21 protein-coding genes and 1 other RNA gene are annotated in these 17,126 nt (G+C 58.8%); 9 read left to right on the top strand and 13 right to left on the bottom strand.

From position 1 onward, the window contains the following. The first annotated feature begins 113 nt into the window (after window positions 1-113). Window positions 114-1,400: a guanine deaminase gene (gene guaD, locus GOW09_RS00330; protein WP_171114775.1), complete on the top strand. Its 1,287-nt coding sequence runs from the start codon at window positions 114-116 to the stop codon at window positions 1,398-1,400. Here guaD and GOW09_RS00325 read toward each other — a convergent pair. The 3 genes from GOW09_RS00325 to GOW09_RS00315 all read right to left on the bottom strand — a co-directional run bounded on the left by GOW09_RS00325 (window position 1,397) and on the right by GOW09_RS00315 (window position 4,049). Beyond that, window positions 1,397-2,731, bottom strand: coding sequence for an 8-oxoguanine deaminase (locus GOW09_RS00325; protein ID WP_171114774.1), 1,335 nt, complete (start codon window positions 2,729-2,731; stop codon window positions 1,397-1,399). The genes guaD and GOW09_RS00325 overlap by 4 nt on opposite strands. Before the next feature lie 114 nt (window positions 2,732-2,845). After that, window positions 2,846-3,637 (bottom strand): histidinol-phosphatase, encoded by a 792-nt coding sequence (hisN, locus tag GOW09_RS00320; RefSeq protein WP_171114772.1) that lies wholly within the window; start codon window positions 3,635-3,637, stop codon window positions 2,846-2,848. Window positions 3,638-3,677: 40 nt separating this feature from the next. Beyond that, window positions 3,678-4,049 (bottom strand): helix-turn-helix domain-containing protein, encoded by a 372-nt coding sequence (locus GOW09_RS00315; protein ID WP_152458749.1) that lies wholly within the window; start codon window positions 4,047-4,049, stop codon window positions 3,678-3,680. Between the two features lie 339 nt (window positions 4,050-4,388). On the opposite strand from GOW09_RS00315, the gene GOW09_RS00310 reads away from it, so the two are divergent. Next, window positions 4,389-5,345 (top strand): NADPH:quinone oxidoreductase family protein, encoded by a 957-nt coding sequence (locus GOW09_RS00310; protein WP_171114770.1) that lies wholly within the window; start codon window positions 4,389-4,391, stop codon window positions 5,343-5,345. Between the two features lie 6 nt (window positions 5,346-5,351). On the opposite strand, the gene GOW09_RS00305 is transcribed toward GOW09_RS00310, so the two are convergent. Then, complete coding sequence (locus tag GOW09_RS00305; protein WP_171114768.1) at window positions 5,352-6,233, bottom strand: LysR family transcriptional regulator; 882 nt, start codon at window positions 6,231-6,233, stop codon at window positions 5,352-5,354. 175 nt (window positions 6,234-6,408) lie between these two features. On the opposite strand from GOW09_RS00305, the gene GOW09_RS00300 reads away from it, so the two are divergent. Together GOW09_RS00300 and GOW09_RS00295 are read left to right on the top strand one after the other, a co-directional pair. Next, window positions 6,409-6,567 (top strand): DUF1127 domain-containing protein, encoded by a 159-nt coding sequence (locus GOW09_RS00300; protein WP_254443802.1) that lies wholly within the window; start codon window positions 6,409-6,411, stop codon window positions 6,565-6,567. Window positions 6,568-6,751: 184 nt separating this feature from the next. Then, on the top strand, window positions 6,752-7,531 hold the full coding sequence (locus GOW09_RS00295) for a Bax inhibitor-1/YccA family protein (protein WP_171114763.1): 780 nt from the start codon (window positions 6,752-6,754) through the stop codon (window positions 7,529-7,531). Window positions 7,532-7,667: 136 nt separating this feature from the next. On the opposite strand, the gene GOW09_RS00290 is transcribed toward GOW09_RS00295, so the two are convergent. The 3 genes from GOW09_RS00290 to GOW09_RS00280 form a co-directional block, all read right to left on the bottom strand. Continuing rightward, on the bottom strand, window positions 7,668-8,174 hold the full coding sequence (locus GOW09_RS00290; protein ID WP_171114761.1) for a hypothetical protein: 507 nt from the start codon (window positions 8,172-8,174) through the stop codon (window positions 7,668-7,670). 208 nt (window positions 8,175-8,382) lie between these two features. Next, complete coding sequence (rpmG, locus tag GOW09_RS00285) at window positions 8,383-8,550, bottom strand: 50S ribosomal protein L33 (protein ID WP_037309480.1); 168 nt, start codon at window positions 8,548-8,550, stop codon at window positions 8,383-8,385. A 127-nt stretch (window positions 8,551-8,677) separates the two neighbouring features. Next, window positions 8,678-9,385, bottom strand: coding sequence for a DUF533 domain-containing protein (locus GOW09_RS00280; protein ID WP_171114759.1), 708 nt, complete (start codon window positions 9,383-9,385; stop codon window positions 8,678-8,680). 278 nt (window positions 9,386-9,663) lie between these two features. On the opposite strand from GOW09_RS00280, the gene GOW09_RS00275 reads away from it, so the two are divergent. The 3 genes from GOW09_RS00275 (at window position 9,664) to GOW09_RS00265 (ending at window position 11,554) form a co-directional block, all read left to right on the top strand. Beyond that, window positions 9,664-10,299 (top strand): DUF1326 domain-containing protein, encoded by a 636-nt coding sequence (locus GOW09_RS00275; protein WP_171114757.1) that lies wholly within the window; start codon window positions 9,664-9,666, stop codon window positions 10,297-10,299. A 13-nt stretch (window positions 10,300-10,312) separates the two neighbouring features. Beyond that, window positions 10,313-11,155: a DUF2182 domain-containing protein gene (locus GOW09_RS00270; protein WP_171114756.1), complete on the top strand. Its 843-nt coding sequence runs from the start codon at window positions 10,313-10,315 to the stop codon at window positions 11,153-11,155. 66 nt (window positions 11,156-11,221) lie between these two features. Then, complete coding sequence (locus tag GOW09_RS00265; RefSeq protein WP_152458759.1) at window positions 11,222-11,554, top strand: GYD domain-containing protein; 333 nt, start codon at window positions 11,222-11,224, stop codon at window positions 11,552-11,554. Between the two features lie 6 nt (window positions 11,555-11,560). Here GOW09_RS00265 and rnpB read toward each other — a convergent pair. The 5 genes from rnpB to gatC form a co-directional block, all read right to left on the bottom strand. Beyond that, window positions 11,561-11,960, bottom strand: an RNA gene (rnpB, locus tag GOW09_RS00260) — RNase P RNA component class A. Between the two features lie 124 nt (window positions 11,961-12,084). Continuing rightward, on the bottom strand, window positions 12,085-12,795 hold the full coding sequence (locus GOW09_RS00255; RefSeq protein WP_253283897.1) for an N-acetylmuramoyl-L-alanine amidase: 711 nt from the start codon (window positions 12,793-12,795) through the stop codon (window positions 12,085-12,087). Then, the gene (locus tag GOW09_RS00250) at window positions 12,746-13,450 is read right to left on the bottom strand and encodes a hypothetical protein (protein ID WP_171114754.1); all 705 of its coding nucleotides are present in this window, start codon (window positions 13,448-13,450) and stop codon (window positions 12,746-12,748) included. The genes GOW09_RS00255 and GOW09_RS00250 overlap by 50 nt, the downstream gene beginning before the upstream one ends. Before the next feature lie 38 nt (window positions 13,451-13,488). Further along, window positions 13,489-14,976: an Asp-tRNA(Asn)/Glu-tRNA(Gln) amidotransferase subunit GatA gene (gene gatA / locus GOW09_RS00245; RefSeq protein WP_171114752.1), complete on the bottom strand. Its 1,488-nt coding sequence runs from the start codon at window positions 14,974-14,976 to the stop codon at window positions 13,489-13,491. Between the two features lie 3 nt (window positions 14,977-14,979). Beyond that, the gene (gatC, locus tag GOW09_RS00240; protein ID WP_171114750.1) at window positions 14,980-15,267 is read right to left on the bottom strand and encodes an Asp-tRNA(Asn)/Glu-tRNA(Gln) amidotransferase subunit GatC; all 288 of its coding nucleotides are present in this window, start codon (window positions 15,265-15,267) and stop codon (window positions 14,980-14,982) included. 228 nt (window positions 15,268-15,495) lie between these two features. On the opposite strand from gatC, the gene GOW09_RS00235 reads away from it, so the two are divergent. Then, window positions 15,496-15,654, top strand: a complete 159-nt coding sequence (locus GOW09_RS00235; RefSeq protein WP_170343617.1) for a hypothetical protein — start codon at window positions 15,496-15,498, stop codon at window positions 15,652-15,654. A 156-nt stretch (window positions 15,655-15,810) separates the two neighbouring features. Further along, window positions 15,811-16,374 (top strand): DUF4202 domain-containing protein, encoded by a 564-nt coding sequence (locus GOW09_RS00230; RefSeq protein WP_171114748.1) that lies wholly within the window; start codon window positions 15,811-15,813, stop codon window positions 16,372-16,374. Between the two features lie 71 nt (window positions 16,375-16,445). Here the strand turns inward: GOW09_RS00230 and GOW09_RS00225 are convergent, their stop codons facing one another. After that, the gene (locus GOW09_RS00225; protein ID WP_171114746.1) at window positions 16,446-17,117 is read right to left on the bottom strand and encodes a ceramidase domain-containing protein; all 672 of its coding nucleotides are present in this window, start codon (window positions 17,115-17,117) and stop codon (window positions 16,446-16,448) included. Window positions 17,118-17,126: the final 9 nt, after the last annotated feature.

The raw sequence follows: 17,126 nt of genomic DNA, 5'->3' as shown, positions 1-17,126 counted from the left end.
GCCCCTAAATAGAAGAAGCAGCTACCGGAAAACAATGACAATGCGCCGATTTACCCACTTCTTTCGTCCGCCTATGCTGGTGTGCGGTTCCAAACAGGTGGAGAACAGGGAAAATGGCGCAAAAGACGCTTTTGAAAGGGCGTGTTCTGAGTTTCACAGGATCACCCTTCGACGGAGAGCCGACCGAGGCGACCCGGCTGGACGAAGCGGTCGTGATCGAACACGGGCGAATTGCAGAGGTCGGCACCGCCGATGCGCTGAAAAAAGCCCATCCTGACGCAGTCACGAAGGATCACGGAACGCGCCTGATCATGGCTGGGTTCGTCGATCCGCATGTGCATTATCCACAGACGGCGATGATCGCCAGCTGGGGCAAACGGCTGATCGACTGGCTGAACACCTACACCTTCCCGGAAGAGATGAAGTTCGGCGATTTCGACTATGCGACCGAGATCGCCAACCGGTATCTGGACCTGACGACCGCCCACGGCACCACGACCATGTGCAGTTTTTGCACGATTCACCCTGAAAGCGTGGATGCCTTTTTCACCGCGGCGCAACAGCGTGGGCAGCGTGTCGTCGCCGGCAAGACCTGCATGGACCGGAACGCGCCCGAAGGTCTGCGCGACACCGCGCAGACGGCTTACGACCAATCCGCCGCCCTGCTGGAAAAATGGCATCGCGTCGACCGCTTGTCCTATGCGATCACGCCGCGCTTTTCACCGACGTCAACCCCGGAACAGCTCGAGGCCATGGGCGCGCTTTGGGCCGAGCATCCCCATTGTCTCATGCAAACCCACCTGAGCGAGCAAACGGATGAAATCGAATGGGTTCGATCCCTGTTCCCTGATGCAAGGGATTATCTGGATACCTACGAGAAATTCGGCCTGTTGGGCCAGAACGGCCTGTATGGCCATGTCATCCATCTGGAAGACCGGGAACGGGATCGGCTGCGCGAGGTCGATGCCTCTTTGATCCATTGCCCCACGTCGAACACCTTCATCGGATCGGGATTGTTTGACATGAACGGGCTGATCCATGATGGCCACCGGATCGGTCTGGCCACGGATACCGGCGGCGGGTCCAGCTTTTCGATGCTGCGCACCATGGCCGCCGCCTATGAGATCGGCCAATTGCGCGGTCGTCCCCTGCATCCGGCGCAATTGCTGTGGTTGGGCACGGTCGGATCGGCCCGAAGCCTGCGCATGGACGACTGCATCGGAAACATAACCCGGGGGATGGAGGCGGATCTGGTCGTGATCGACCTCGCCTCGACCCCCGCCATCGCCCAGCGCGAGGCCCATGCAGAAGACGTTTGGGAAGCGATCTTCCCATCCATCATGATGGGCGATGATCGCGCCGTGGCAGAGGTCTGGATCGGCGGACAGCAGGCGGCTTAGGCCTGCAACGCCCGGGCAAGCGTGTTCTGGCGTTCGATCACGTGGGGCAGGTCGATGGTCGTTATGTGCCCGTCACGTACGATCTGGCGGCCTTCGACGAACAGGTGTTTCACCGACATCGGCCCCGCCAGAAGCAGCGCCGCCGGATCCCAACTGCCCGCGCTTTCGATGCCGCGGGTATCCCACACCGCAATATCGGCTCGTTTTCCGGGCATCAGCCGTCCACAATCGGGACGTCCCAACACATCCGCTCCGCCGCGCGTCGCGATCTCAAGCGCTTCGCGAGCCGACATGGCATCTGCACCATTGGCGACCCGTTGCAGCAACATGGCCTGGCGCGCCTCAAGCATGAGGTTGCCATTGTCATTGCTGGCCGATCCATCGGCGCCGAGGCCGACCTTGACACGCGCATCGCGCATCGCCCGCACCGGTGCGATACCCGATCCGAGGCGGCAATTTGAACAGGGGCAATGGGCCACGCCTGTTTCCGAGCGCGAGAACAGATCAATCTCGGCCCCGTCCAGCTTGACGCAATGGGCGTGCCAGACATCCGGGCCGGTCCAGCCCAATTCCTCGGCATATTGCCCCGGGCGGCAGCCGAATTGCGCCTGCGAATAGGCGATATCCTCATCATTCTCGGCCAGATGGGTATGCAGCATCACGCCCTTGTCCCGCGCCAGCAACGCCGCATCGCGCATCAGATCCCGGCTGACGGAAAACGGTGAACACGGGGCAAGGCCAACGCGGCACATGGACCCCTCCGACGGGTCGTGAAACGCATCCACGACACGTACCATGTCGTCCAGAATAGCGGCCTCTTTTTCCACCAGATGATCCGGTGGCAGGCCCCCGTCGCTCTCGCCTATGCTCATCGCGCCGCGTGTCGGATGAAACCGCATCCCCAACTCGGACGCGGCCGCGATCGTATCCTCAAGCCGCGCGCCGTTGGGATAGAGGTAAAGGTGATCGGAACTGAGCGTGCACCCCGACAGCGCCAGTTCGGCCAAACCGATCTGGGCCGAGGTGAACATTTCCTCCGGCCCGAAACGCGACCAGATCGGATAGAGCGTTTGCAGCCAACCAAACAGCAACGCATCCTGCCCGCCCGGCACCGCCCGTGTCAGGGTTTGATAAAGATGGTGGTGGGTATTCACCAGGCCGGGCGTCACCAGACAGCCCGAAACATCATGCTCCTCACCCTCTGATTCCAGTCCCTGCCCGATCTGGGCAATCTGCCCGTCGCGGACCAAAATATCGGCCTTGGACAATTCCTGCCGGGACTCGTCCATCGTCAGGATCAGATCAGCATTCTTGAGTAGGATTTCCGTCATTTCGCGCTCCTGCATCTGCCCGTCTCATGCAAGAAGTGCGTCGGCCGGTGGAAAACGGGCGCAAGAACCGGCCATCCCCGGTGTAGTTGCCTTTGATGCGCCGGGCAACAGAATTCAGAATTGGCGGAGTATCTCAAGCGCCGCGGCGTGAAGGTCAGCGTTTGCCGCGGCCAGGGCCCGGCCGCCGTGATGTGCGGGGCCGCCCTGCCAATCGGTCACGATACCGCCGGCCGCCTGAATAACGGCAATCGGCGCTTGAATATCATAGGAGTTCAAGCCCGCCTCGATCACCAAATCCGCCTGACCGGCAGCCAGAAGCGCATAGGCATAGCAATCCATTCCATAGCGCGTCAGCTGCACCTGCTCGGACACCGCCTGAAACCCTGCGCGGTCATTCGGGGTTCCAACCTCGGGGAACGTGGTAAACAAGGTCGCCTGATCCAGCGCCCTGGTATCGCGCGTTTGCATTCTTCTGGTGCCCTGCGGACCGGTCATGTGAGCACCGGAAGACGATCCGACAAAGCGCTCTCCGATATACGGCTGATCGATTACACCCATAAAAGGCCCGTCCTGATCACTCAGCGCAATCAGAACACCCCAGGTTGGCGTGCCGCTGATAAACCCACGGGTCCCATCGATGGGATCCAGTACCCAGGTGCGGCCACTGGTGCCCGTATGCGCGCCGAACTCTTCGCCCAGCACACCGTCATCCGGGCGCCGCCGCGCCAGAACGTCCCGCATCGCCTGTTCAGCGGCCCGATCCGCCACTGTGACCGGGTCGAACCCATCGGCCAGCTTGTTCGTGGTTTCCAGATTTGTTTGACGAAAAAAGGGGAGTATGGCCTCACGCGCAGCTTCGGCCATTTCTTCGGCAATTTCGATATCGCTCTGTGTCGTCGGTTGCATGACCCTGAGGTGCGAGCAATCCGCGACAAAGTCAAGTCAGTCAGGCAACGTCGCTGAGAACCCGCGCCAGCTCGAACAGGCGGCGACGCTGGTTTTCCGGAATCGCATAGTAAGAGCGCACCAGATCCAAAGCCTCTTTGTCACCCATCAGGTCGGCAGGGACGGATTTCTTATCCGCATCGCCTTTCTGGGCTTCTTCCAGACCTTCGAAGAAAAAGCTGACCGGAACATCCAGCGCCTCGGCGATGTCCCACAGGCGGGATGCGCTGATTCGGTTGGCACCGGTCTCATATTTCTGGATTTGCTGAAACTTGATACCAACTTGCTGCGCCAACTGCTGCTGGGTCATCCCAATCAGCCAGCGGCGATGCCGAACGCGCTTGCCCACATGGACATCGACGTGATGAGTCATTGGTATTCTCCTATACTACACAAACATCTGCACGGGATTTTGCGACGTCCGATATCGCAGTTTTAGAGAGCTCCCCTTAACCGCTCCCTAATACGGACTGTACCGCCCCCCGTTTACAGCACTGATTGTTTATAATGCCGGTTTTGAGATTTTTTTCAAGCTGGTTGAGTCGAATGCCCGTGACAGGGATTTGTGGTTGTATTACCCAAAGCCTTTACAGAACCGTATTCCTGCAACTGAATCCTCCTTCAAAATCGGGGGCCTTTTGCGCCCGCGCAGCAAACGGATTGACTTTTCTGACGGCACACGCGCCTATGTCGGAAACTCTTGAGGAACAATATGCGGGCCTATTGCATTCCATCCGACGGGGCGTCTGCCCAGCTTTGTGACGTGAAAATACCCGAGCCGGGCGAAGGCCAGGTGCGGGTCGCGATAAAAGCTTGCGGCCTGAATTTCGCCGATCTGCTGATGCAGACGGGGGCGTATCAGGACACGCCACCTGCCCCATTCACCCTGGGCATGGAGATCGCCGGTATCGTGGATACAGTCGGGCCCGGCGTTTCAACACTCGGCCCAGGCGACCGGATCGCAGTCTATTCCGGTCAGGGTGGGTTGGCCGAGTACGGTGTATTCGACGCGGATCGTGCGATCGTGCTGCCGGACGACACCGGATTCGAAGACGCCGCCGCCATCCAGATCGCTTATGCCACCAGTCACATGGCCCTGGATCATAGGGCACGCCTGCAACCGGGTGAAACCCTTCTGGTCACCGGCGCAGCGGGAGGTGTCGGCCTGACGGCCGTCGAAATCGGCAAACTCATGGGCGCCACGGTCATCGCGCAGGCGCGCGGCGAGAACAAGCTTGCCGTTGCCCGTGCCGCTGGTGCCGATCATCTGATCGATGCTTCCGAAGACCTGCGCGAGCGGGTCAAATCGCTGGGTGGCGCGGATGTCGTCTATGACGTCATCGGCGGGGATGTGTTCAAGGCGGCATTCAGGGCCACCAATCCCGAAGGGCGTTTGCTGCCCATCGGCTTCGCCGGGGGCGACATCCCGCAGATTCCGGCCAATCATCTGCTGGTCAAAAACCTGACCGTGATCGGGGTGTATATCGGCGGCTATCTGAAATTCCGCCCCGAAGCTGTGCGCAACAGTTTCGACACCCTGTTCAAGTGGCATTCAGAGGGCAGGATAAAACCGCACATCAGTCACGTCCTGCCCCTTGAAGATGTCGCGCATGCAATGCAGTTGCTGAAAGAGCGAAAATCCACGGGCAAGATCGTGATCACGCCTTGATCGCGATCATCCAACCACGGCCCGCAACTGGGTACCGCCCAGCAATCTGAAGTTCTGACGCACCAACTGTGCCAGAGCTTCGACAACCGCATCCCGGCCCTGCTCGCCACCGTAGAGGTTGATCATATGCGCAGGTAAATCCGGCAGGGCCCCACCCGAGTCGATCTGTTCAAGATGTGCGGCCTCGGTTCCGTCCAGCATTGCGTGAACCGCAAGATCAGCACTGACCGTGGCTTCTATGGTACGGTCGTTTTCGGTTTCCACGGACAGCTCCCACGGTATTCCGGCCGCATCCAGCGCCGATATGACCTGCGGTCTGAACAAGCAGCGCCGCCCCAGCGCCAGAGGCAACGGACGCTTGCGCCATGCGGACCCGCCCGGCGCGCCGATCCAGCGCAACGGCAGCTCTGCGATGGTCTCTGCGCCAGCGGCCGAAGACGGTTCAGTCGTCAGGATCACATCACATTCGCCCCGCTTGTACATGTCTTTCAATTGCAGTGAATAGGACGACACCAACTGCACCCTGACGCGGGGAAAATCGGCGTTGAACCGTTGCAGGACCCGGGGAATCGCGGGGTAGACGATGTCATGGGGAACGCCCAGAACCACTTCGCCCTCAAAGGCCTGATCGGTGAGTTTTGAGATTACCTCGTCATTCAGGGCAATCATGCGGCGCGCGTAGGCCAGCAGCTGCTCACCGGATGCGGTCAGGGCAATTGTCCTGCCGCTTCGGTCCAGCAACTCCAGGCCCAGCAGCTCCTCCAGCCGCTTCAGCTGCATGGACACCGCAGACTGCGTCAGGTGCAGAAATCCGGCGGCGCGGGTTACACCGCCCTGATCCGCCACCGCCACAAAGGATCGCAGGGTTGTAATGTCCAGATTTCGCATCTTCACGATTCCTTATGCGTTCCATCAAAAATATTCGTTTTTAAAATGTGTCACACTCACCCATATCAATCAAGGAAATTGATAACAGCCAGCAAAACCATCGAGAATACAGAAAGGACAAGCTATGACGCAACTCGCAATCCATAATCCCTGCAAACCGGCCAAACGTTCCCTGGTGTCCCTGATCTCTCAAGCGTTCGAACTGTCCAGACAGCGGCGAAATCTGGCACAACTGGATGCTGCCGTGCTGGACGACATCGGAGTCACCCGCGAGGAAGCATCCGCAGAAGCAAAACGCTTTTTCTGGGACGCACCTCAATTCTGGAAAAGGTGAATGTGACTCTCATATTTTTATGGCGATGGGCGACCTTGAGTCGCCTGTTGGCATTTTTGTTGCGTGTTTTAGTCGGTTTTCGCTCGGAATCTCTTGAAACACAGCCCCTTGTTGCCGATATTTAGATGGAAAACCGCCCCGCTCTGCCGGGGCGCTCTAACTTGACGACTAGGGAGACCCTTTGATGGCACAATTCGACACGATCCGGACGGCATCCGGCGCGCGCGCCGCCGAGATTGATCAGGGCCTGCGCGCCCACATGAACAAAGTCTACGGCACCATGTCCGTCGGCATGCTGATCACGGCACTGGCGGCATGGGCTATTGCCGGTCTGGCAGTAACCAGCGATCCAAGCAACGCGGTTGCACAGATCGGCGCTGACCGCTATCTGACGAGCTTGGGCGGCGCGCTGTTCCTGTCGCCGCTGAAATGGGTGGTCATGTTCGCTCCGCTGGCCTTCATCTTGTTTGGATGGGGTGCCCTGATGCGCCGTGGCTCAGCCGCGACAGTTCAGCTTGGCTTCTTCGTCTTTGCCGCCGTGATGGGCATCTCGATGAGCTCGATCTTTTTGGTCTTCACGCCCTACTCGATTACCCAGACCTTCCTGGTGACGTCGATCGCCTTTGCTGGCCTCAGCCTTTATGGCTACACCACAAAGCGGAACCTCAGCGGAATGGGCACTTTCCTGATGATGGGCGTGATCGGTCTGCTGGTTGCGATGATCATCAACCTGTTCCTGCAATCCGGCGTAATGATGCTGGCCATCTCGGCCATTGGCATCCTGATCTTTGCCGGTCTGACCGCGTTCTATACGCAGGACATCAAGAACACTTACGTCGCCCACGCTGCACATGGCGATCAGGAATGGCTGGACAAAGCCGCCTTCGACGGCGCGCTGAGCCTGTATATTTCGTTCCTGAACATGTTCCAGTTCCTGCTGATGTTCATGGGTCAGCAAGAATAAGCCTTGCCGACAACCGAATTGGTTCAGGGCCGGTCCACGACCGGCCCTTTTCTTTTGCGCGACGGATTTCTTTTGCCCGGAAATGAAAAACCCCGCCGTCGAGGCGGGGCTTTGAGATACTGGAACGTAATCGGGATCAGCTACAGTTCAGCGGTATGGCGAAGCCGGAACTTTTCTCGGAGGTTCCTTTGCGGAATACACCGCCAGCTGGCAGACAGCCGGTAAAACGCTCTGTTTCTTCCGCAAAGCCTACACCGATCGAATTGTCGACCTTCACACTGTTCGAACTCGTGCGCAGCACACCAAATATGGTGCCGTTGACACTGACAGTGCTGAGGAACAAGTTTGTGTCGCTTCCTTGCAGTTGAACAGCAGTGTTTGGCGTCTGCCCGCCATTGTCTATTGCAACCGAAGCCACCTTGGACGGCTCAACCTCATCACTCAAAAGCGTGACTGTCCGCAGTTCCGCCAGCTCTGCCGGAACGTTGGTCGCGTCTGGCAGAAAGGCGACGGCACCGGGTACGTCCGAAATCGTGCGCGGTTCGCCATCGATTCCAGTAAACCCGACACCTTCGCGGTTAAACGGGTCTTCACAGGCCGCTAGGGTCAGAACGGCAATTGTGGATAACAAGATTTTTTTCATGGCGGTCAACATTTTGTGGCGGTTTGCTGAAGCGTACTTGCAGGTTCCCATAAAAAGCAAGCCGCAGGGGATGCGATTGTCCCAAACGCTGATGCGCCACTGCAACGGACTGCCGCAGCTTGCCATCCGCTGAAATCAGGAAACCGGAACTGAAAAAGGGCTCTGTGCAACAGAGCCCTTTTCCGGAATTTCCATATGGAATGGCAGATTACTTGATCTTGCCTTCCTTGTACTCGACATGCTTGCGAACGACCGGGTCGTATTTACGAATGGTCATTTTCTCAGTCATGGTGCGCGCGTTCTTCTTGGTCACATAGAAGTGGCCCGTGCCCGCGGTCGAGTTCAGACGGATCTTGATTGTCGTCGGCTTCGCCATGGTTATCTCCTGCGTCCGAAAAGGCAGGGGCCTTTCGGTTGAATTCCTATGAGCGTGCGCTTTTACGCGCTGCACCGCCTATGTCAAGGCCAATCGGATCATACAGGCACAGGAATCTGGTGCAGGTTCAACTAGGCAGGGTTGGCGCGCCCATATACGTGTGAATCTGGTCTCTTTCCGCGTCGGAAAGACCCAGAGCGGTGGACAATTGCCGCAGGTAAGATGCCTCGCGCGCGTTGTCCAGACGGATCGCAGCCAGGGAAGTTGCATAGATCTGCGTCTTGAGCGGCGCACCAGAATCAGCCGCCAATCCCATGACGTCAATCGGTGCGTTCAGCTGCTCTTGCACGAATGCGCGCTCTTCCTCGCTGACATCATCGCCCAATTCACCCAGGATGATTTCCTTTTCCTGTTCGTCCAGTTCACCATCTGCCTTGGCAGCCTGAATCATTGCGCGCAGCATGAGTTTTGCCTGCTCTTCCATCGCTGCACCCGCGGGCGTGCCGCCGAACACGGTTTCCATCATGTCACCTGTGTGTTGATTGGCAGTTTTGGCGGCCCCTTGCATGGCGTTCAACAACCCACCCAAACCAGCGGCTCCGGCTGTGCTGCCGCCAACCCCCATCTTGCTCATCATGTCCTGCAAGCCTGACGCGCCACCGGGCAGGCCAAATTGTTCTGCCATTTTGCCCAGCTGATCCGCGCCAAAACCACCGCCGGCGCCTTGCATCATGTCTTGCAGCCTAGCCATGCCGCCCATCTTCTGATATTTTTCCATACCCTTGGCCGCAGCAAAACCAATGGCTACGGACGCCAGTGTTTTCATAAAGCTCATAATCAACCTCCCATATCTTCAAATTGGTTCCGAAAGTCTAACAGCCGAATGCAATCCCGAATACCGTGCTCAACCTGAACGCGACCGGCCCATAGCCCGGCACATGATAAAGCTCAAAGATGGCATGTAATTTGCGGTCTTGTTTGTACATATCACGGATTCGTGATAGGTTCGCCCATCCAAGAAGCCGAATTCAGGCTCGAAGGCCGAGGCAGCGTGAATGGGTTCAACCCGCAACGAGCAGAGTTGTTTTATGCGACTTTTCTTGGGGGGCTATCATGACAGAATGGGCTATTCAGGCCGAAGAACTGGCCAATTGCAATTGCAACTTTGGTTGCCCGTGTCAGTTCAGCGTACTTCCGTCACACGGCAATTGCGAGGCGGTTGTGGTCTTTGACATTCAAAGCGGTCACTACGGTGACACTGATCTGGGCGGTCTTCGGGCGGCAGGTGTCTATTATTGGCCGGGACCAATTCATGAAGGTAACGGTCAGATGCAGCTGATCATTGATGAAAGCGCAACAGCTGAACAGCGTGCCGCGTTGCAAGCGATCATGACCGGTCAGGATACGGATGAAATGGCCACGTTCTGGTATGTCTTCAGCGCCATGGCGCCTTTGAAACATGAAACGCTGTTTGTTCCGATTGAACTGGACTGGAACCGTGACGAGCGCAGCGGATACGCCAAGGTTGCCGGAGTTTTCGATGTTGAGGTCAATCCGATCCCTCATATCGTATCGGGCGCACCTCACCGCGCGTCGATACAGTTGCCGAACGGCTTTGAATACCGCCACGCCGAGGCGGCATCGGGCAGTGCGACTACAACGGGTGGTCAGATCCGGCTGACCTTTGACGCAACCCATGCTCATCTGGCGCATCTGAACATCTCGGGCCATGGCGTCTTGGGCGCATAAGCAGAGAACACCCATGACCAAGCAGAACGCATCGCCCCGGGGCGGGACGGTTGAGTGGTTGCTGAGACAGGACAGCGCGATTGTTCTGGGAAGCGTTCTTCTGATCATCCTCGGTGCAACCTGGTACACGATAGCTGGCGTCGGGATGAACATGTCCGCGGTCGAGATGACCCGGATGGCCGGCCCTGTCGGAGATCCCATGCAAATGGGCCCGGCAGCAGCGTGGAGCGCAAGCTATGCCTTGCTGATTTTTCTGATGTGGTGGGTCATGATGATCGCCATGATGACCCCAAGCGCTGCGCCTGCCGTTCTTCTGTTCATCGCGGTCAAGCGGACAGGGCCTGAAAAGCACCGGACGGTTGCGTTCAGCCTGTGGTTTTTATCCGGCTATCTGGTGGCCTGGGGGGCGTTCAGCCTGATTGCAACCGCATTGCAATGGGGGTTGGAACAAATCGGGTTGTCCGACGGGCCGATGATGACGATCAGTTCGGGTGTCTTCGCAGGCAGCGTTCTGCTGGCGGCTGGCGCCTATCAGTTTTCAGCTTTGAAAAACGCATGCCTGCGCCACTGTCAGAGCCCCGCACGTTTCCTGGCCAATCACAACCGGCCCGGAACACTCGGTGCATTCCGAACCGGTATCCTGCACGGCACGTATTGTCTGGGATGCTGCTGGGCACTGATGCTGCTGCTTTTCGTCGGAGGGATCATGAACCTCTACTGGATTGTCGGAATTGCCGCCTATGTCGCGCTGGAAAAACTCCTGCCCGGGGCCCGGTGGCTTGTGCCGGTGACAGGTTCTGCGCTGATCGGTGCGGGCCTCTGGTTCATCACGGCGCCGTTGTTTTCTGGCACCTGATTTTCGACGGCCCGGGGTCGGCTGACTTGAAGACCCAAAAACGATTTGATGTAACAGGAGGTATCCATGCCCATTTTCATTACTTACGCATCTTACTCGCAAGCCGGTGTCAAAGGCATGTTGCAAAAGCCCGAGAACCGCACCGGTCCGGTGAAAGCTCTGCTGGAAAAAGTAGGCGGCAGGCTGCTGTCCTTCTACATGACAACCGGCAGCAACGACGTGGTTGTGATCAGCGAAGCCCCAGATGGGACAGACGCCGTGGCCGTTGGCATGGCTGTCGCCGCGTCGGGTGCAGTGACGAACATCGAAACCGTTCGCGCCTGGACCGCAGACGAGTTCACGTCGATAACAGAGAAAGCGGCGGCGCTGACCGGTTCCTACACGCCGCCCGGAGGATAGGAGGATACGCGCGGAGGGCCTGTAAGCCGGATCTTGTTCCGGGGTTGCCCCCTTCGATGACCATTCCTCTAGGCCGTGCATTGCTGCGCGGCTCAAGCTGCCAACCCGGTCCCTCTCGGCCAAGACGCGCTTAGCGGCGGTATCGGCTTGCGCCGACCGGCCCGCGCGGGGACCCTATTTGGCATTGCTCCCGGTGGGGCTTGCCGTGCCGCCCCTGTTGCCAGGGGCGCGGTGGGCTCTTACCCCACCGTTTCACCCTTACCCTGAACCAAAGTTCCGGGCGGTCTGATTTCTGTGGCGCTTTCCGTCGGGTTGCCCCGCCCGGGCGTTACCCGGCACCGTTGTCTTGTGGAGTCCGGACTTTCCTCTCGGGCCTTGCGACCCCAGCGGCCATCCGGCCCTCCGCGCGTGGGTTGGGTAGGCTCTGCGGTCGGCGGCGTCAAGGGTGGATGGTTCAGAGAAGGGGCCAGCCCCTTCTTGGCCTGCGGCCAATTCAACCCCGGGATATTTTCAGCCAGATGAAGGGCGGATCAGGAGTGCGGGATCAACGGTGCAAGGTCGGCTTGCTGCAAAGGCCCCCTGCCCCATGGGCGGTATCGAAGGCGGACGGCATGCAACAGCGTATCATCGTCTACATCAGCGCTGAAACCGGCAGCCTGAGCCAGATTTCGGAACTGGCCCTTTGATGCAGTTTGCGGACCAGCGGCATATCCGCGGGGCGTGGCCAGCAAGTTGCGCTCGAGCCGCAACCAGTCAAATCGCGGACCGGGGTCAAATTTGCGCCCAGGCGCCATGTCCGAATGGCCGATAACACCGTTTGGCAAGATGGCCCAACGGTGCATTATCTGGCGCAACAGCTGTTCCAGCCGATGCATCTGGGGTTCGGGGAACGGATGCTTGCCGGCGTTGTCCAGCTCGATGCCTATGGAACGAGAGTTGATGTCGGTCTGACCGTGCCATTCTCCGGCACCCGCGTGCCAAGCCCGGTCTTCTTCGCGCACCATCTGCCACAGCGTGCCATCATTGCCGATCAGGTAATGGGCCGAGACCTCGGCCTTTGGGTCGCACAGACGATCCAAAGCCGCCTGCGCGCTGTCCATCGCCGTGTAATGGATCACGATCAAGGATGGTGTCAGACCATCTCGGCGCTCACCAAAATTGGGTGACGGATGCCAGATCGGGTTCAGGGGGTCAGTTGCTGACGGCACTGCGGAACGGGCTCGGGTCCCAGCCACACGCATAGCCATCCCCATCCGGGTCCAGACCTTTGCGGTCGCGCTGGGGGCCGCCATTGGACAGAAACTCGATCTGAGCCTGATCAGGGGATGGGAATTGCGCGCAGTTCCTCTGAGCCTTGGCCTGAAGGTTGAAACCGGACCGGCTGTAAAGTTGCACACCTACCGGATTGGACGTGCTCAGCGCGTATTGCACAATGTTTGTCTGGCCGCTCGCCGTGCGCTCGGGCACTGCCGTCGGGGCCACGAGTTCATACGTCTGGCGGTTCTGCTCGATCCGGGCGGCGTCGGATTCGATGCTACGGCGTTCGGACACGGCGGCAAAATCCTGTTCATCCGAAATCGCGCCAGTGTTCGCCACGGGAACCGCCGTAACCGCGGCTGAGTTTTGGCCAGATGTGCTGGCCAATGCCGCCGCGGCCTGGTTGGCGATATCCGCGTTTTCACCCGTGGCAACAGGCGCCGTACCCGGGGCGCCCAGCGGTTGTTGTGAAACTTCGACCGGGGCCAGCAGAGGGTTGCCGGCCACGCCCTGACCTGCCAATTGAGCCTCGCGCTGCGCCTGGTATTCAGGCGTGTTGAAACCCGTACTGGTCAGCGGCGCGACATCCGTGCACGCAGCTGCCAGTGCAAGAGCGGGGACCAAAAGCAAAACGCGCATTGTTTGGCTCCGTGTCTAGTGCTTCAGTTGCCCGAGGCTTACCACCATTTCCCGGGCTTGGCCACAAAACCGGCCGCGTTTTCCAGCGCATAGGCGGTATTGAGCAGGTCGCCTTCTTCCCAGGGACGCCCGATCAGCTGCAATCCCAGCGGAAGACCTTGTGTGTCCAGCCCTGCGGGGACCGAGATACCGGGCAGTCCGGCCAGGTTCACGGTCACGGTGAAGACATCGTTCAAATACATTTGAACAGGATCTGCTTCGGTCATTTCGCCCAGACCGAAGGCCGCCGATGGGGTTGCCGGGGTCAGTATGGCGTCGACACCGGCCGCGAACACGTCTTCGAAGTCTTTCTTGATCAGCGTGCGCACCTTGCGGGCACGATTGTAATAGGCGTCGTAGAAACCAGCCGACAGAACATAGGTGCCGACCATGACCCGGCGCTGCACTTCGTGGCCAAAGCCCTCGGCGCGGGTCTTTTCGTACATCTCGGTGATGCCATCCCCCTGCGCCAACTGTGCACGATGCCCATAGCGGACACCGTCATAGCGGGCGAGGTTCGAGGACGCCTCGGCCGGGGCGATCACATAGTAGGCAGGCAGCGCATACTTGGTGTGCGGCAGCGAGATATCGACGATCTCGGCCCCCGCATCCTTCAGCATCGCGGCACCATCGGCCCAGAGCTTTTCGATCTCGGCGGGCATGCCGTCCATGCGGTATTCCTTGGGGATACCGATCTTCTTGCCCTTGATGTCGCCAGTCAGCATCGCTTCGAAATTCGGAACGGCCAGATCCGCACTGGTCGAATCCTTGGCGTCATGGCCGCACATGGTTTCCAGCATGATCGCGGCGTCGCGGACATTCTTGGTCATCGGACCGGCCTGATCCAGCGAGGACGCAAACGCCACAATGCCCCAGCGCGAGCAACGACCATAGGTCGGCTTGATGCCGGTGATCCCGACTAAAGCCGCGGGCTGCCGGATGGAACCGCCGGTATCGGTACCCGTTGCTGCAAGGCACAGATCGGCAGCAACGGCGGCCGCAGATCCGCCCGACGAACCGCCCGGCGTCAGCTGCGCATCATCGTTGCCACGACGCCACGGGCTGACCGCGTTGCCATAGACCGATGTTTCGTTGGACGAGCCCATGGCGAATTCGTCCATGTTCAGCTTGCCCAGCATCACCGCGCCTGCGTCGGCCAGTTGCTGTGACACGGTGGATTCGTATTCCGGCTTGAAGCCTTCAAGAATGCCCGACGCGGCTTGCGACGGCACGCCCTTGGTGCAGAACAGGTCCTTGATGCCGATCGGCAGGCCACACATTGACGGAGCGTCCCCACCCTTGATCCGTTCATCCGCGGCCTTGGCGCGCTCCATCGCGATCTCGGGCGTCTTGTGGACGAATGCGTTCAGCGCATCTGCTTCATCAATGGCTTTCAAGCAGGCTTCTGTCAGCTCAACAGAGGTGACGTCGCCGGCTCGCAACGCGTCGCGGGCCTCGGCCAGGCCCAATTTGTTCAGATCGCTCATGTCTTACTCCACCACTTTGGGGACTGCGAAGAACCCTTCGCGGGCGTCGGGGGCGTTGGCCAGAATCTTGTTCTGCTGATTGCCATCGGTGACTTCGTCCTGACGACGCTTGAGGCGCATGGGTGTAACCGAAACCATCGGCTCGACACCTTCCACATCCACTTCGTTCAGCTGTTCGATGAACCCAAGGATGGTGTTGAACTCGGATGCCAGCGCCGGCAGCGCGTCATCCTCGACCTTGATCCGGGCCAGTTTGGCCACTTTGGCGGCGGTGCTTTGGTCAATCGACATCGGCTTCCCTCATCTACGTTAGGGGGCGTTTACCCGTCTGTAGCGGCAGTCGCAAGACCGGGGTGCCTTGGGCAGGTCCGAGTTTGGAACTCCCCCCTCTTCTGAGGCCATTCAAAACTGAATGACTGGTATGCAAAAAAGTAAACCGAATAGTTCATTATCGATCTTGAAAACTAAACTGTACTGTTCATTTTATTTATGCGACATAACGCAAACCGGAGAAAAAACATGAAACCCCTGATAACAGCCGCAGTCTTGTCCGCCACGATTTTGGCCGCACCGGCCATGGCTTTGGGTATCGACACAAGCAACCTGACACGCACGTTGACCTTCCCGTCCCCTATCGCGGAACCGGTCACGCAGGATCAGGTTAAACCTGCCAAATAACGCGCAGGTCCTAGCCGGGTCAGATATCCCCTCTCTGACCCGGCCGTTTTTCATTTTCGAGGATGCACATCCCAGGGCAAGCCGTTAGCATAACGTCGAATACAGAACAGAACTGCGCCGAGGTTTCGTAGTTCAGGCAAGCCAGTGGAGCAGATGATGAGCGCGCAAAAACAAGCGGTTCTGGACGCAATCGACGCAGCCAATGCAAATGACCCCAACCAAGACGATGGCCGCCCCGCGGCACTGTTGTATGGCGAACGCATGAGTGCCGAGCTGGGCCGCCTGTTTCCGGACGCTTCCGACGCCCTTCAAATCGCCGCGCGCGGGCAGCATGTGGAACGTTGGAAACTTGCCCGCAGTGAATATCCCGAAGGCCGGGTTGGATATCTGTCATGGCGCAAGGCGCAGGGCGAACACCATGCCGACGTGGTCATGGGGTTGATGACCCGCGAAGGTTACGATTCACAACAGGTCGAGGCCGCAGGGCGCATGTTGCGCAAACAGGGCATCAAGCGGGACGCGGAAGTGCAGGCGTTGGAAGACGTGATCTGCTTTGTGTTTCTGAAATGGTATTTCCAGCCCTTTGCCGCAAAACACTCGGCCGAGAAAATCCAGAGCATCGTTGAAAAAACAGCCCGCAAGATGTCGCCCGAAGGCCGCGCTCGGGTGTTGAACGAATTTGATCTGCCCGACCATCTGGCCGCAGCCTTTCAGAACTAGGAGCGGACCAGGGCGGTTTCGTTGACCTACTTGTCACGAGGCTCGGAGGACACAAGCGATCCTCCCGCGCCTCAAGGCGCCGGGCCTTTATCGAAACGGCCCCTGACAAGAGCTGCGCGATACACCTCGATCATCCATCCCAGCATGATGGCATTCAGGATATGCCACATGAAATGCGTCCCCATTGGCCATTGCCTGCAAATTGGCAAATCCAGCGCCCGGAACGTGATCGACAGAATCAGGATCAAGGCCCCGATTGTCATCCCTTTGGCCAAGATCATGTCTTGGCCCCGCAGCAGGAACGCATAGATCAGGATCAACAAAGGGACCGGCGCATAAGCCGCCGACCCACCAATCCCCGGCACAAGCTGGAACAGGGGCGCAACGGCCGCCGCATAGGGAAGAAACAGAAGCGTACCGCAGATCGCCAATCCAGACGACATGCGACAGATGTCGCGGTTCACCGCATATATATAGACCAATATGAACAGCAGGATCGGCGCCACATCCGCCAAAGCCGCCCAAACCCGGGCATGGGTGTGAAACAGATAGCTTCCGATCCCGATCATGGCCAAAATCACGACCAGACCCTTGGCCAGCGGCATGTCCTGATCGCGCACGCGCCGCCACATGATCCATGCGGCAATCAGAAAAGCAGCGTTCGTGATCGCATTGATCGGCTCGGCCCAATAGTCCGCCGACACGCGTTCGCAATAGCCATCAATTTCTCGAATCCAGTCCATGGAATTTTA

This window comes from Ruegeria sp. HKCCA5463, from assembly GCF_013034175.1.
In the GTDB taxonomy this organism is placed as follows: Bacteria; Pseudomonadota; Alphaproteobacteria; order Rhodobacterales; family Rhodobacteraceae; genus Ruegeria.
Note: the sequence above shows the minus strand (reverse complement) of the source record. Positions and strands in the feature narration are given on the sequence as shown.

Coding starts and splice junctions, on each gene's coding strand:
- guaD (WP_171114775.1), top strand. CDS start 114: ATGGCGCAAAAGACGCTTTTGAAAGGGCGTGTTCTGAGTTTCACAGGA.
- GOW09_RS00325 (WP_171114774.1), bottom strand. CDS start 2,731: ATGACGGAAATCCTACTCAAGAATGCTGATCTGATCCTGACGATGGAC.
- hisN (WP_171114772.1), bottom strand. CDS start 3,637: ATGCAACCGACGACACAGAGCGATATCGAAATTGCCGAAGAAATGGCC.
- GOW09_RS00315 (WP_152458749.1), bottom strand. CDS start 4,049: ATGACTCATCACGTCGATGTCCATGTGGGCAAGCGCGTTCGGCATCGC.
- GOW09_RS00310 (WP_171114770.1), top strand. CDS start 4,389: ATGCGGGCCTATTGCATTCCATCCGACGGGGCGTCTGCCCAGCTTTGT.
- GOW09_RS00305 (WP_171114768.1), bottom strand. CDS start 6,233: ATGCGAAATCTGGACATTACAACCCTGCGATCCTTTGTGGCGGTGGCG.
- GOW09_RS00295 (WP_171114763.1), top strand. CDS start 6,752: ATGGCACAATTCGACACGATCCGGACGGCATCCGGCGCGCGCGCCGCC.
- GOW09_RS00290 (WP_171114761.1), bottom strand. CDS start 8,174: ATGAAAAAAATCTTGTTATCCACAATTGCCGTTCTGACCCTAGCGGCC.
- rpmG (WP_037309480.1), bottom strand. CDS start 8,550: ATGGCGAAGCCGACGACAATCAAGATCCGTCTGAACTCGACCGCGGGC.
- GOW09_RS00280 (WP_171114759.1), bottom strand. CDS start 9,385: ATGAGCTTTATGAAAACACTGGCGTCCGTAGCCATTGGTTTTGCTGCG.
- GOW09_RS00275 (WP_171114757.1), top strand. CDS start 9,664: ATGACAGAATGGGCTATTCAGGCCGAAGAACTGGCCAATTGCAATTGC.
- GOW09_RS00270 (WP_171114756.1), top strand. CDS start 10,313: ATGACCAAGCAGAACGCATCGCCCCGGGGCGGGACGGTTGAGTGGTTG.
- GOW09_RS00265 (WP_152458759.1), top strand. CDS start 11,222: ATGCCCATTTTCATTACTTACGCATCTTACTCGCAAGCCGGTGTCAAA.
- GOW09_RS00255 (WP_253283897.1), bottom strand. CDS start 12,795: ATGCGTGTGGCTGGGACCCGAGCCCGTTCCGCAGTGCCGTCAGCAACT.
- GOW09_RS00250 (WP_171114754.1), bottom strand. CDS start 13,450: ATGCGCGTTTTGCTTTTGGTCCCCGCTCTTGCACTGGCAGCTGCGTGC.
- gatA (WP_171114752.1), bottom strand. CDS start 14,976: ATGAGCGATCTGAACAAATTGGGCCTGGCCGAGGCCCGCGACGCGTTG.
- gatC (WP_171114750.1), bottom strand. CDS start 15,267: ATGTCGATTGACCAAAGCACCGCCGCCAAAGTGGCCAAACTGGCCCGG.
- GOW09_RS00235 (WP_170343617.1), top strand. CDS start 15,496: ATGAAACCCCTGATAACAGCCGCAGTCTTGTCCGCCACGATTTTGGCC.
- GOW09_RS00230 (WP_171114748.1), top strand. CDS start 15,811: ATGAGCGCGCAAAAACAAGCGGTTCTGGACGCAATCGACGCAGCCAAT.
- GOW09_RS00225 (WP_171114746.1), bottom strand. CDS start 17,117: ATGGACTGGATTCGAGAAATTGATGGCTATTGCGAACGCGTGTCGGCG.